The 13,722-nt window shown below is 42.1% G+C and carries 17 protein-coding genes; 6 read left to right on the top strand and 11 right to left on the bottom strand.

Annotated features, from left to right (window positions below):
* Window positions 1-58 precede the first annotated feature (58 nt).
* The 10 genes from MuYL_RS06510 to ubiE form a co-directional block, all read right to left on the bottom strand.
* Window positions 59-799: an isoprenyl transferase gene (locus tag MuYL_RS06510; RefSeq protein WP_094569761.1), complete on the bottom strand. Its 741-nt coding sequence runs from the start codon at window positions 797-799 to the stop codon at window positions 59-61.
* A gap of 353 nt (window positions 800-1,152) precedes the next feature.
* Complete coding sequence (locus tag MuYL_RS06505; RefSeq protein WP_094569760.1) at window positions 1,153-1,668, bottom strand: ExbD/TolR family protein; 516 nt, start codon at window positions 1,666-1,668, stop codon at window positions 1,153-1,155.
* 226 nt (window positions 1,669-1,894) lie between these two features.
* A complete protein-coding gene (gene porG, locus MuYL_RS06500; RefSeq protein WP_094569759.1) occupies window positions 1,895-2,677 on the bottom strand; it encodes a type IX secretion system protein PorG in 783 nt (260 codons plus the stop codon).
* Window positions 2,678-2,686: 9 nt separating this feature from the next.
* Window positions 2,687-3,568, bottom strand: coding sequence for an NAD kinase (locus MuYL_RS06495; protein WP_094569758.1), 882 nt, complete (start codon window positions 3,566-3,568; stop codon window positions 2,687-2,689).
* Window positions 3,569-3,674: 106 nt separating this feature from the next.
* Window positions 3,675-4,337, bottom strand: a complete 663-nt coding sequence (locus MuYL_RS06490) for a CBS domain-containing protein (protein ID WP_094569757.1) — start codon at window positions 4,335-4,337, stop codon at window positions 3,675-3,677.
* A 7-nt stretch (window positions 4,338-4,344) separates the two neighbouring features.
* Entirely contained in the window at window positions 4,345-5,109 is a 765-nt protein-coding gene (locus MuYL_RS06485; RefSeq protein WP_094569756.1) for an alpha/beta fold hydrolase, read from the bottom strand.
* Window positions 5,110-5,314: 205 nt separating this feature from the next.
* Complete coding sequence (locus tag MuYL_RS06480) at window positions 5,315-5,764, bottom strand: GatB/YqeY domain-containing protein (protein ID WP_094569755.1); 450 nt, start codon at window positions 5,762-5,764, stop codon at window positions 5,315-5,317.
* A 110-nt stretch (window positions 5,765-5,874) separates the two neighbouring features.
* Complete coding sequence (locus MuYL_RS06475; RefSeq protein ID WP_094569754.1) at window positions 5,875-6,633, bottom strand: SDR family oxidoreductase; 759 nt, start codon at window positions 6,631-6,633, stop codon at window positions 5,875-5,877.
* Window positions 6,634-6,791: 158 nt separating this feature from the next.
* Window positions 6,792-7,526: a type IX secretion/gliding motility protein PorT/SprT gene (porT, locus tag MuYL_RS06470; RefSeq protein WP_094569753.1), complete on the bottom strand. Its 735-nt coding sequence runs from the start codon at window positions 7,524-7,526 to the stop codon at window positions 6,792-6,794.
* Window positions 7,523-8,254: a bifunctional demethylmenaquinone methyltransferase/2-methoxy-6-polyprenyl-1,4-benzoquinol methylase UbiE gene (gene ubiE, locus MuYL_RS06465; protein ID WP_094569752.1), complete on the bottom strand. Its 732-nt coding sequence runs from the start codon at window positions 8,252-8,254 to the stop codon at window positions 7,523-7,525. The genes porT and ubiE overlap by 4 nt, the downstream gene beginning before the upstream one ends.
* 188 nt (window positions 8,255-8,442) lie before the next feature.
* Here ubiE and MuYL_RS06460 point away from each other — a divergent pair, with 188 nt between their 5' ends.
* From MuYL_RS06460 to MuYL_RS06450, 3 genes are all read left to right on the top strand, one after another.
* On the top strand, window positions 8,443-8,853 hold the full coding sequence (locus tag MuYL_RS06460) for a GNAT family N-acetyltransferase (RefSeq protein ID WP_094569751.1): 411 nt from the start codon (window positions 8,443-8,445) through the stop codon (window positions 8,851-8,853).
* A 218-nt stretch (window positions 8,854-9,071) separates the two neighbouring features.
* Window positions 9,072-10,439 (top strand): Gfo/Idh/MocA family protein, encoded by a 1,368-nt coding sequence (locus MuYL_RS06455; RefSeq protein ID WP_094569750.1) that lies wholly within the window; start codon window positions 9,072-9,074, stop codon window positions 10,437-10,439.
* A gap of 77 nt (window positions 10,440-10,516) precedes the next feature.
* A complete protein-coding gene (locus tag MuYL_RS06450; RefSeq protein WP_094569749.1) occupies window positions 10,517-11,194 on the top strand; it encodes a 3-keto-disaccharide hydrolase in 678 nt (225 codons plus the stop codon).
* A 76-nt stretch (window positions 11,195-11,270) separates the two neighbouring features.
* Here MuYL_RS06450 and MuYL_RS06445 read toward each other — a convergent pair whose 3' ends face one another.
* On the bottom strand, window positions 11,271-11,756 hold the full coding sequence (locus MuYL_RS06445; protein WP_094569748.1) for a VOC family protein: 486 nt from the start codon (window positions 11,754-11,756) through the stop codon (window positions 11,271-11,273).
* 147 nt (window positions 11,757-11,903) lie between these two features.
* Here MuYL_RS06445 and yihA point away from each other — a divergent pair, with 147 nt between their 5' ends.
* The 3 genes from yihA (at window position 11,904) to MuYL_RS06430 (ending at window position 13,675) form a co-directional block, all read left to right on the top strand.
* Window positions 11,904-12,521: a ribosome biogenesis GTP-binding protein YihA/YsxC gene (gene yihA, locus MuYL_RS06440; protein WP_094569747.1), complete on the top strand. Its 618-nt coding sequence runs from the start codon at window positions 11,904-11,906 to the stop codon at window positions 12,519-12,521.
* Between the two features lie 12 nt (window positions 12,522-12,533).
* Window positions 12,534-12,953 (top strand): OsmC family protein, encoded by a 420-nt coding sequence (locus MuYL_RS06435; RefSeq protein ID WP_094569746.1) that lies wholly within the window; start codon window positions 12,534-12,536, stop codon window positions 12,951-12,953.
* A 254-nt stretch (window positions 12,954-13,207) separates the two neighbouring features.
* On the top strand, window positions 13,208-13,675 hold the full coding sequence (locus MuYL_RS06430) for a response regulator transcription factor (RefSeq protein WP_094572873.1): 468 nt from the start codon (window positions 13,208-13,210) through the stop codon (window positions 13,673-13,675).
* Window positions 13,676-13,722 lie beyond the last annotated feature (47 nt).

Raw genomic sequence — 13,722 nt, 5'->3', positions numbered from 1 at the left:
TATTTTAGTGGGCTAAAAATAATTTATACAGTTGTTAAAAAGTGTTAAAGTTAAAAATTTAGTTGACCTGCTCGCTGGTCATACCAAAACGGCGTTCCCGTTTTTGATAATCAAGTATAGCTTCATACAGATCTTCTTTGCGGAAGTCGGGCCACAACTTTGTGGTGAAGTACAATTCGGCATACGCAATTTGCCACAGCAGGTAATTGCTGATGCGGTGTTCGCCGCTGGTTCTTATCAGCAGTTCGGGGTTAGGCATACCATTGGTATATAAGTTGTTTTCAAAAGTCTCCTCATCAATCTCGTCAATATTTAACTCCCCACTTTGCACTTTGGCGGCTAGATTCTTAGCCGCCTGCACAATTTCGCGGCGCGAACTGTAGCTTAAAGCAAGCGTTAGCACCAGCCCGGTATTACCGCTGGTTTTTTCAATTGCATTATTTAACTCCCTGTGGGCCTTATCCGGCAGCATATTTAAATCGCCAATGGCCTGCAAGCGCACATTTTTTTCCATAAAGTTTCTGATTTCTTTATGAATGGTGCTTACCATTAACTCCATAATGGCCATAACCTCCAGCTTCGGCCTGTTCCAGTTTTCAGATGAAAAGGTGTAAAGCGTTAAATATCCTATATTAAGTAACGTAGCGCCCTCCACTACATCCCTAACAGAAAGCACCCCGTTATGATGGCCGAATATTCTTAATTTGCCTTTTTCTTTTGCCCAACGGCCATTGCCATCCATAATAATAGCTATGTGCTTTGGCAATTTTAACAAATCAATCTGATCCTTATATCCCATTATACCGTTTATTAAAGGCGGCAGCCGACATCATCATGCATTTTATATTCAAAAAAACGCATTGCAATACCCATCCCCCGGCTAATAAATCATACTTATTCACCGGGGTTTAGCCCCATTTTCAACAACTTGTGCTGTTTTTTTCAGGGGACAAAGGTAAAAACTTAATTGTAGTTTTTTTATTATGAGGCAGGAAAAGAATAATTAAGGAAATTGATTAGGTGAATGGTTGATGATGTGAGTAGGTTTTGGGCATAAATTCTCTGAAAAATTGATTGAGCAGATTATTAACGGGGTCGTTATTTATTCTGGCCCGGTCAACTTAATCTAACTCAATCAACTAAGTACACCGATCAATAGATTCCCTTTTGCTTTAAAAGATCAACATCTTTCGGTGAAATGGCAGCAATGGAGTAGGATGGTACCCTGGTAATGTTCAACTCGTCAAGCGCGTCAACCAGGTTTTCATAGGCTGAATGTTCCGCCGGCTTAATTATTACCGTCATACTTTTACCGGTGCTGGTTAATACCTGCTTGCTCATTTCAACAATGGCCGTACGAATACCTAATCCATACCCGGTTAACTTGGGAGCGGATAACGGTTTATCTGCCATCCCCAGGTAATACATCGCCTGGTTTTTTGTGCCCAGACAAATGGTAAGGGTTGTTTTGTCAGATACTCCCGCTGAAGGCCCTTTAGCAGGCATAACGACACTCATTTCGCGCGGCTTTTGCAGCGATGTGGTCAGCATAAAAAATGTGATTAGTAAAAATGCGAGATCAACCATTGCAGTGAGATCTACGCGAAGAGGCATCCGCTTAACGTGTTTGCTGCCCGATTTTCCGGAGGATGGTGCTAATTCAGCCATGATGTTAAAGGATTAAGGTTAAATAATTGGTTACCAACAGCAAACAGATGCAGCTGATTTATCATTTAACGCTCCTGGTTTTACTTTATTGCAACAATGATGCATTTAAATTGCCAGTATAAGCTGTAGTGATCCTGTGACTATGGTTAGGGAAAATACATACCGTTACCGCGGGATAGGCTGTAAAAGTCAGTCCTTTATCTTAAAATCAAAATCGGTGGTTGGTTTATTGAAAATAACACTTTTGGGTAACAAAAGTGTATGAGATAGTAATTTGTGAGAAGAAATAGGTATCGTGGGGCCTCAAATCGCCGCGCTGTGTGCCCTGGCTGCCAATATAAACGCCGGTTTTTTCGCCGGAACGATCACCCAGCAATGCCGCCGTTAACGATTGCCTGCTTTTATCAGCATAGTTTCCGCTAACGTCGTCAAGGTAATCGGTATTGGTATTGCGGTAACCCAGTTCAGCGCCCAGTGTAAATTTGCCGGTAATGTTGTATTTAAAGCCCGCACCGTATAAGATAGAAATGGTAGAAGTTGGATAAATGGACTCTCCTTCAGTCTGCAGGCTTCGCAAATCATAAGTTTTACCTCTATATACCGTGCGCGGAACATAATGCGTATCGGCTATGCCCAAAAAAATGTAAGGGGAGTATTTATTTTTTCCGGCATCGGGAATGTAGTTCATAAAATTAAATTCAGCTACCAGGCTTACTTCTCTGAGGTCAGTAGTAAAGCTTAAATTCCTGTTCCTGAATTGCTGGCTGCCTGAGGTGCTGTCGGCTGCGCTTACCTGCCCAAAGTTAGCATTTAGCCTTGCTGACAAATAACCGTTAAAGTTCCGTTTTACAAATCCCCCAAAAACATAACCACTAATTTTAATTGGGTTGTTAGTGTTCAGGTCGCCCATATAGCCCGCACCACCGGCAGCCGCCCCAATTTCCCAGGTTTGCGCCCTTAAGGTAACAGTAGTGAAAACTAAAAATATCAGCAGTAAAAACTTCGGCATCCGGTAATCTTAATAGTTGCGAACGTCAAGCCCCCATAACAACTTGTTTCTTAACGTTGATAAATAACTTTCATTATTTAAGCGGATCAAATTTAAACTGAACCCAGCCTTGCTTACCTGGAAACGCATGGTTTTATCAATAATTGCCGTCCGCGAATCGCACGATACCAGGTAATTATTACTGCGGCACTCCACATCAAAGGCCAGGATGCTGGTGTCTGGCAGCACTATGGGCCTAACGTTTAAATTATGGGGTGCATTAGGGGTAAGTACAATACTGTTTGACTGGGGGAAGAGAATGGGGCCGCCGCAGCTTAATGAATAAGCCGTTGATCCGGTGGCTGTTGAAATAATAATCCCATCGCCCCAGTATGAATTCAGAAATTCCTGGTCTAAAAAAACGTGGGTGGTTATCATAGCCGCATCATCGCGCTTATGAATAGTAATATCATTAAGGGCAAAATTATCTTTCCCGAATATTTCCTGTTCCGAATCTATCCGGAGCAATTCCCTGCTGTCTAAAGTGAATTGTTTGTTTACTACAGCATAAATTGCTGCATCAATATCATTTTTATTAATGCTGGCTAAAAAGCCCAGTCTGCCAAAGTTTATTCCAATTACGGGGATGCCGGTATCACGGATCACGGTCACCATATCCAACAGCGTACCGTCGCCGCCTAGCGTTAAAAAAAGGTCTATAGGGGCTTTAAGCGTTTCTGTATTTTCCAGCAGCTGGTATTCGGTAGTTTTAATATTCTCCTGCAGAAAGTCGTGCAGCAAAGGATGGACAAAAATTTCCACGTTATGCTGAACCAAATTATTAAAAACCTGCTGGATAAAGGGGATAACTACCGGATCATTAAATTGCCTTCCGTAAACTGCGATCTTCATTTAGTTGGTGGTTTGTTGTCCATGGACCATGGTCGATAGTTTTTTTAATTCCCTTTAAAGATAAGAAATCAAAAAGCAGTGTGGCCTATCGACTATGGACCATCGACTATAAATTTAAGTAATTCATCAAAGAATTATACCTGTCCCTCGAGTTGTCGTTGTCGTCGCTATGATTAAAAGTAGCCTTTACATCGTACTCGTAACGCAAAAACGTAGCAATTATAGCTGATATGTCCTGCTTATTTACCTTAAGGGTAACTTCCATGCGTGTTGAATCGGGAAAGGTGCGCACGTATGAGCTCAGGATCTGGGCATTGTCAGACTCAACTATCTGCGCCATATGCGCCAGCGAATTGTTTTTATTATTGATCTCCAGCACAATTATCCCGCCCGGCTGCGAAACGGATGTAAGCCCGGCAAAATATTCAGTAAGCGCGTTAATAGTAATCAGTCCCGAATAGTTTTTAGCCGCGTCCAATACCGGAACTACGGTTAACTGGCGTTCATAAAACAGGCGGATAACATCATAAATATGCTGATCTTCCAGTACGTAAGGATTAACCAGCGAGAGCGCCAAAGCACCTACCGGGGTCTCCGGATCGGTTTCTGCAGCTATATCATTCTCTGAAAGCAGGCCTAAAAACTGTTCTTCGTTTACAATTGGCAAATGGCGGATGCGAAACTCAACCATACGGTCAACAGCTTTCTGAATGGTATCAGAAGTATGCACCGGCGGTATGGCATCAGCTATCATTTCAACTGCAAGCATGCGTAATTTATTTAGCTTTTATTTTATCTAAAAACAGCCTCAAATATTTATTAAACTCATCGGGCTGCTCCATCATAGGTGCGTGCCCGCATTTTTCTATCCAGTGCAGCTCCGAATCTGGCAACTGCTGGTTAAATTCAATAGCCACTTCCGGCGGCGTAATTTTATCATCCCTGCCCCATATTAACGATACAGGAATATGGATCTTATGCAGGTCCTTGTTCATATTATGACGAATAGCCGATTTAGCCATCGCAAGGATCCTGATCACCTTATGCCTGTCGTTTATAGTTTGATATACGTCATCAACCAGCTCTTTGGTTGCCGTAGCCGGGTCATAAAATGTATATTCTACTTTTTCCTTAACAAAATCGTAACTCTCGCGCCTCGGGAACGATCCGCCAAAAGCATTTTCGTATAAGCCTGAACTACCGGTGAGCACCAAAGCTTTAACCAGCGTTGGGTGCGAGAGTACATATATTAAACCCACATGCCCGCCTAATGAATTACCAAGCAGCGTTATATCAGTCAGCTTTTTATATTTTACAAATTTGTGTACATACTTAGCCATACTTTTTACCCCTGTAGTTAATAGCGGCAAATCATATATCGGCAAAATGGGGATTATTACCCGGTACTGCCCTCTAAATTCTTCAATTACTTTATCCCAGTTACTTAAAGCACCCATTAAGCCGTGCAACAATAACAAAACCTCGCCTTCGCCCTCATCGATATAACTAAAACCGTGTTCCTCTTTAAGCACGAAATCCATATAAATTTATATAATTAAAATTTCAAAAAGCCGGCGTCAAATAGCCGGAATGTAACATCAAATATTTTCGCTATAAAAATAGCTTATTGCTTGTTAGCTGCAAGTTTTATTGTTTATTTAGTTGATTAAGTTTAACTGGGTTGATTGAGTTAGATTAAGTTGTTTAATATTAAAACCTAATCAACCACTCACTTAATCAACCTAATCAACCCAAAAGTTGCTTCACCACTTCTGATATCGTGCGGCCATCGGCCTGGCCTGCCAGTTCCTTATTGGCTATGCCCATCACCCTGCCCATATCACTTACTGATGTTGCACCAATACGGCTTATTACCTCCTGTAGATATCCCTCTATTTCAAACCGGGACATTTGCGCCGGCAGGTAAGGTTCAATTACCTGCATCTCATCCATCTCTATCTGGTACAAATCCTCACGGTTTTGTGTTTTGTAGATCTCCGCCGATTCCTTGCGCTGCTTAACCAATTTTTGCAAAACTTTAATTTCAGCTTCAGGTGTTAATTCCTCCGCAGCACCCTTTTCGGTACGGGCCAAAAGCAAGGCAGACTTAATTGCACGCAGGCCTCTTAATCGGTCTGCTTGTTTAGCCAGCATTGCTTGTTTTATATCCTGGTCAATTTGAATAATGAGTGACATATATTTTTTATTTCGAATTTCTGATGGTTGAATTATTAAGTCTTTTTTTATTTCGGCTGTCCGGTCTCCTATTTCAGAAGCAAAGCTTCCTAATCTCTGATCACCGTTCTCTAACCTCTAAATATCGTTCCCGCGTTTGCCTGTGCGGTAGGCATTACAATCATATCGTTAATGTTAACATGTTTGGGGCGCGATACCACAAACCAGATAGTCTCCGCAATATCATCGGCAACCAAAGGTTCAAAACCATCATAAACCTTCTTTGCCCTTTCCTTATCACCCTTAAACCTAACTTCTGAAAACTCTGTTTCAACTGCTCCGGGGTGTATTGCCGTAACCTTTATGCCATACGGCAGCAAATCAATACGCATCCCTTTATTAAGGGCATCAACCGCATGTTTGGTTGCACAATATACGTTACCATTTGCATAAACCTCCTTACCCGCAATTGATCCGATATTAACAATGTGCCCCTTTTTGTTATCAATCATCCAGTTGGCAACTATTTTACTTACATACAGCAAGCCTTTAATATTGGTATCAATCATGGTATCCCAGTCGTCCAGGTCACCTTTTTGAATAGGATCAAGCCCCTGGCTCAGGCCGGCATTGTTTACCAGCACATCCACGTGTTTCCATTTGGCGGGCAGGTTTTCAAGGTTTTCAGCAACGTCTCCCCGATTCCTAACATCAAATTGCGAAACAGCAACTTCAACATTATACTTATCATTAAGCTTCTTTGCCAGTTTTTCAAGCCGATCAATTCTTCTGCCGGTGAGCACCAGGTTGTAGTTTTCCCGGGCAAACAAATGGGCGCAGGCCTCGCCTATCCCCGAGGTAGCTCCTGTTATTAATGCAATTTTAGTCATGTGTAGATTAACTATTGCAGCGAAATTATGTTTTTAACACCAATAAGTTGTCATTTATTGGCAATCAATTGGCATTTAAGCAATAGCCAATGCGTTATGACAAGGTACCGGCATTAATATGGCACACAGGATTGGGTGCATAAAACTCAGAAACGTGGTCATTCAAAATACAGGCTAAACATTAGGGTATGCACCCCCAACTTATTAATGGGGCTGGAATATGGGTGATTTTCCGGAACAAGCACATTACCCAGGGAGTTGGCAATCTTTATTTCGGGCGAAAGTTTAAAAAATTCAAAATAGATATCGCAGCCCAGCCCGGCTTCGTACGATCCGTAGCCGCCAACGTTTTTAACCAGCTTATCCAGCGGGTCTAGCCCGGCATCAGCATTTTTTTTTGAGCCTATGGCCAGCGAATATTTAGCCCCTCCCATTATATAAGCCCTGAAATTACCTATCCGGTCTGATTTTAGCTTAAACTCTAAAGGGAAATCTACCGTTGTGGTTTGTACCTGCTTGGTAACATTATCCTGCGCATTGGGATAGGTATAAGTTAATGATTTGTCGGCAAAAATCAGCGATGGGGTTATCCGGGCCTCAATATGATCTGTAAGCCTGTACCGGGTTATAAAACCAACTGCAAAACCAGGTGAGCTTTTTGAACCGATGCTTTTTAACGAATCTGTTATGTTGCGGTTTACGCCCGGGTCAAAAAAAGGACTGCGCCAGCCGGGCTTTTTATCAATTTTATAATAGCTGTTTACGTATGAAAAGGTGAAACCAAAACTAAGGTCGGTTAAATCTGCCCCGCCACCCCATGCCGGTACCTGCGCCAGTAACGTATTACTGCAAAATACCAACAAAAATATAATGAGGTAACGGTTTTTACTCATTTAATACCCGTGTAAATTGAACAAATACCAAACGCCAAAGGCCTGTGTTTGGTATGTTTAAAGCCTACTTTATCCATTAAGGCAGTAAAAGTTTTCCCATCAGGAAAAGCCGCTACCGATTCAGGCAAATAAGTGTAAGCCCTTGCATCTTTTGAAAATAATTTACCAATTCCGGGTGTAATATAGTTAAAATAGAAATTATAAAGCTGTTTTACAGGGAATGCTTTGGGTTTTGAAAACTCAAGCACTACCGCTTTACCGCCCGGTTTTAATACCCGGTGAATATCGGCCAGGCCGGTTTCAAGGTTCTCAAAATTACGTACGCCATACGCCACGGTAACGGCATCAAACCCGTCTGCATCAAAAGGAAGTTTTTCTGAGTCGCCCAGCTTTACTTCAAATTTATCGCCCAATTTACGTTTATCTATTTTTTGCTGCGCGATGCTGAGCATGCCCTTTGAAATATCAACCCCTATTATTTTTTCGGGCTTTAATATGGTTAGCGCCTCAAAAGCAAAATCGCCGGTACCGGTGGCTACATCCAGTATTAATTTAGGCTGATCCTTTTTCAATTCGTTTATCGCCTTTTTGCGCCAGATGATATCTATGCCCAGCGATAAAAAATGATTCAGGAAATCATAGGTTTTTGAAATGTTATTAAACATATCGGCTACCTGCTCTTTTTTGGTGCCTTGCTGATCGGTGTACGGAGTTATTATTTTGCTCATCGGGCAGCAAAGATAATTATTATTGGCTGATTGAATTAAGCGGGGTTATACAGATGATGGGGTCATAGTTAAATAATGACCGCTAAAAGACAGAAAACACTACCTAACACCATAATAAACTCAGGACGAGGTATTTATTTTAATATTTAAAAATATTGGACTAAATTGTACAGCAAACCTAAAGCAGCATGAAAACCAAAATTTACAATATGATGCACCCGTTGATCAACGACGGCAGTGGAACGTATGAGATGGCCGATTTAAACGCCTATATTGATAAAATAACTGACAAGGGATGCATTATAACCATTACCGAAAAGGGCGAATTGCAGGCTTTCCTGGCTGGCTATGCTAATGATTATGAAAGCAAAACCGGTTTCCTGTCAATGACAGTAGTCTCGCCATTGGTACGAAGAATGGGATACGGCCGAAGGCTGATGGAGTTTTTTTTAACTGATTTGGTGCATAAAGGGTTTGAAAGGTGCCTTACCGAGGTAAAAGAAAATAACACACCGGCAATAAATACATGCAGAAGAGCAGGTTTTCATGAACTGGACAGAAAGGGCAGTTATATTATTTTAGAAAAACGCCTGAAATAAAACAAGCTATATCACAAAAACCTAACGCAACTACCGGCTAATCAACTCTTCCATTTTAACAGATAGCCGGGGCTTTATTAAAACCTGTTAATGCTGCCTATTATAATTATTTTCAAATCTCCCATATAAATTATACCTTTCGCTATTGATGCATTTCCCCTTTAAAATGCACCAAAACCTATTATCATTACTTACTAACAAACCCTGTTACTTTTATTATGAAAGAAAAAGAAGAACCGTCCCGCAGAAGTTTTCTTAGAAAATTAGGCACGGCCACTGCGGCAGTTGCTGTAGGCCAAAGTGTATTTGCTGCTGAGAAAAAAAACGATGTATTTGCTTATTTAAAAAGACCGGCAGGTATCAGCGTCAACGATCAGATCAATATTGCCCTGATAGGTGCGGGCGGGCAAGGCAGTGAAGACACCAACGTAGCGCTGCAGATTCCCGGTGTTAAACTGATTGCCGTTTGCGATTTATACGACGGCAGGCTGGCCGACGCCAAAAAACGATGGGGCGCCGATATTTTCACAACTAAAATTTATAAAGAAGTACTTAACAGGAAAGATATTGATGCAGTAATAATAGGCACACCTGACCATTGGCACGAGCAGATCTCTGTTGATGCTATGCATGCAGGCAAACACGTATATTGTGAAAAACCAATGGTACACGCAATTACCGAAGGCCCTGCCGTTATCCAGGCACAAAAGGAAACCGGGAAAATTTTCCAGGTAGGCAGCCAGGGTGTATCATCATTAGGTAACGAAAAAGCCCGCGAGTTGCTGGCAGCCGGCGCAATTGGCCAGCTTAATTACGCCGAAGGTTTTTGGGCAAGGCGAGGCCCGGTTGAAGTATGGCAATATCCCATCCCTGCGGATGCATCGCCGCGAACGGTTGACTGGGATACTTACGTAAGCAATACCCACAAACGCCCGTTTGATGAAAAGCGTTTTTTTAGATGGAGAAATTACACCGATTACGGCACTGGTATGGCCGGCGATCTTTTTGTTCACCTGTTCAGCAGCCTGCATTTTGTAACCGGCTCACACGGGCCCGAGAAGATCTATGCCTCGGGAGGTTTGCGTTTCTGGAACGATGGCCGTGAAGTGCCTGACGTTTTGCTGGGAACTTTTGATTATGCCAAAAACGCTATGCACCCTGCATTTAACCTTTCATTGCGCTGCAACTTTGTTGATGGCACCAGCGGCACAACTTACCTGCGCCTGGTAGGCAGCGAAGGCGCTATGGACGTTACCTGGGATAAGGTAGTGCTGAAAAGAAATAAGGTTTTCGCTTCTGATGATCCCTTTTATCTTGAAAAATTAAGGCAAAGCGGCGACCGTAACCCTGAACGAAAAAAAATGATGCCGCCCGAAGAAATTGCATACGAAGCCGATAAAGGCTATTTAGGCGGTTCTTACGACCACATGAACAACTTTATTACCGCTATTCGCACCAATGGCAAAGTAACTGAGGATGCAACATTTGGCTACCGTGCCGCTGCGCCTGCGTTGTTGTGTAACGATAGCTATTTTAAAAACCAGCCCATGTTTTGGGATCCGGAAAAGATGATCAAAAAGGTTTAATGACCGGCTGCCAGGATATAGTTAGCTAAGCAAAAACAGCTATAACGCTTCGGCCTTACAACAACTTAAATAACAAAATGAAGAAATTAAGTATATTAATGATAGCTGCGGGCCTCATCGGCTCGCATGCTTTTGCTCAAACAAAAACCAGCTTGTTTGATGGCAAAAGCCTTAAAGGCTGGCACGGCTTTAACAAAACAGGCGAAGTAAAAAACTGGACCATTGTTGATGGCGCCTTGGTTTGCCAGGGCGCCGCCAATGGCGATACCGGCGGCGATATTGTTACCGATAAACAATACACCAATTTTGAACTGTCGTGGGATTGGAAAATTGATAAAGGCAGCAACAGCGGGGTTATTTACCATGTGGTTGAAGACCCGAAATACCATGCGACTTATGAAACCGGCCCCGAGTACCAACTGATAGACGATACCGGCTGGCCTGATAAACTGGAAGAATGGCAAAAAACCGGCTGCGACTACGCGATGCACCTGCCAAACGATCAGAAAATGTTAAAACCTGTGGGCGAATGGAACACCAGCAAAATTATTTTTAACAAAGGCCGTGTTGAACATTGGCTTAACGGCAAAAAGATTTTATACTTCCAGGCATGGGATGCCGACTGGAACAAGAAAAAAGCCGAAGGCAAATGGAAAGACTATCCCGACTACGGCGCCGCTAAAACCGGCCACATAGCTTTGCAGGATCATGGGCACAAAGCCTATTTTAAGAATATAACAATAAAAGAGCTGTAAAGGAATCATTCAACGTCATGCTGAAACATTAAGGCATGACGTTTTTTATTTCATAAATCCTAATTTACTTCTCTGCTTACTTCTCTGCCAGCAAACCTTCCATATCCAGCCGCCTCGTAAACATCGTTAAATCACCATTTTCATCAACCGGCCATTGTTCGCGGGGGCGGTCCCAGTACAGTTCAACACCATTGCCATCCGGATCATCCAAATAAATAGCTTCAGATACTCCATGATCAGACGCGCCGGTGATAGGGTATTTGGCGTCTATTAATCGTTGTAATATAACAGCCAGGTCTTTACGTTCAGGATACAAAATTGCGGTATGATATAAACCGGGTGCATATTCAGGCGCATGCGGAGCCCCTTTACTGTGCCAGGTGTTTAAGCCAATATGGTGATGGTATCCACCGGCGGAAATAAAAGCGGCCTGGTCGCCATAAAGCATCATCTTATCGAAACCCAGCAGTCCGCTGTAAAAATCAAGCGACTTTTGCAGATCGCTTACTTTTAAATGCACATGCCCTATGCGGGTTTGTGCCGGTATTTTATATGCTTCCATGTAATTATATGTTTAAACATCAAATTTACAAAATAGATGCGGCTGTTTTGTTTGATGATTGTAAAATGAACATTTACAGCTATAAATTGTTCTTGTGTTAAATCTCAATCCAAAATCTCTCAAACAAAAATCCCTACCTTTGCGCCTATGATCGTTAAATCAGCCGAGTTTATTTGCAGCAACACCCAGATCTCCAAGCTACCGCCGCCTGTAAAGGCTGAGTATGCTTTTATAGGCAGGTCAAACGTGGGTAAATCATCCCTCATTAATATGCTTGCCGGTAAAAAAGGCCTGGCTAAAACTTCGCAAACCCCTGGTAAAACGCAGCTCATTAACCATTTTTTAATAAATGACAACTGGTATATTGTGGATTTGCCGGGCTACGGTTATGCCCGTGCCTCAAAAAGCAAAAAAGCCGACTGGAGCAAATTCATTCATACCTATCTTGATAAGCGCGAAAGCCTGCAATGTGTAATGGTGCTGATTGACAGCCGCCTTGAGCCGCAAAAAATAGACATAGAGTTTTGTAACTGGCTTGGTGAAAAAGGCTTATCGTTTGTACTGGTATTTACCAAAGCAGATAAGCAATCGTCTATAAAAACAGATCAGAACATCGCCAAATTCCGCAAAGCGCTTTTAGAGACTTTTGAAGAAGTACCAAAGCATTTTTTAACATCTGCCGAAACGCAGCTTGGGCATGATGAAGTATTGGCTTTTATAAGCCAGATAAACCAGCAATTTACAATACCTGAAATAAACTTTTAAAAAACAAACACTATGAAACGTACAGCACATGCCCATTGGAATGGCACTTTAACCGAAGGTAAAGGTGAAATCACCACCCAAAGCACTACCCTTAACAACACCCAGTATTCATTTAAGACCCGTTTCCAGGACGGTATAGGTACCAACCCGGAAGAGCTGATTGCAGCCGCCCATGCAGGTTGCTTTACCATGGCAGTAGGTGCAGCGCTTAGCCAGGCTGGTTTTACCCCGGGTGACTTAACCACCGATGCAATTTTAGATCTGGATATGCAGGCACTCAGCATTACCGGCATTCACCTTGAATTAAAAGGCTCGCCAATTGAAGGTGTAAGCGAAGATAAATTCAAAGAAATTGCTGAAGGTGCAAAAGCAAATTGCATTATATCAAAAGCGTTAAGCGTTCCAATTACCTTAAATGTGGTTTACGCCTAATTAAATTGAGCTGTTTTAGTTGTTGTAAGGGTAATAATTTTGCCACTACAACAACTAAAACATTTATAACCTTCACAATTATTTCCACCGCCGCAGCTACCTTAAAAACCAGTTTGTCATATCAATACCGTCTGCTGCAATAAATGGTGAAATAGTTATCTTTACATGAACGATAATTGTGGGGAGCCATTATCTTTCCCAATGCATCGCCCGTCAAAATTTTATTGATTAACGAGCTTCTAAAATTTAGCACTTTGAGCATTACAGCGCGCAATAGGCAGATCACCATTTACGGCATTGCACTCGCTGCGCTTATAATATTGCTTAAATGGGCCGAGCTGCGTTACATATTGGTTGACCGGCAACTGGAGACATACGCAGGGATTATTGCAGTAATATTTACCTTACTTGGTGTTTGGCTTGCTTTAAAGCTCCGTAAGCCTAAAGTAGAAACCTTGATTGTTGAACGGCAAATTTTTGCGCCTGATGGCAGTGCTTTTGTTTTAAATGAGCGTGAACTGAAACGCATCAACATGAGTAAACGCGAACTGGAGGTACTTAAGCTGATGGCCGAAGGTTTAAGTAACCGGGAAATTGCTGAAAGTTTGTTCGTATCGCTTAATACCATTAAAACGCATACTGCTCAAATATTTGAAAAATTGGAAGTTAAAAGGCGAACGCAGGCGGTTGACATGGGTAAAAAACTGAGCCTTATCCCTTAAAATGCTTGTTATAAACTATTAAATGCGGGATTTTTATTTAAAAATCA

This window comes from Mucilaginibacter xinganensis (assembly GCF_002257585.1).
In the GTDB taxonomy this organism is placed as follows: Bacteria; Bacteroidota; Bacteroidia; order Sphingobacteriales; family Sphingobacteriaceae; genus Mucilaginibacter; species Mucilaginibacter xinganensis.
The sequence above is the reverse complement of the archived record's forward strand: the minus strand, read 5'-3'. Positions and strand labels throughout refer to the sequence as shown.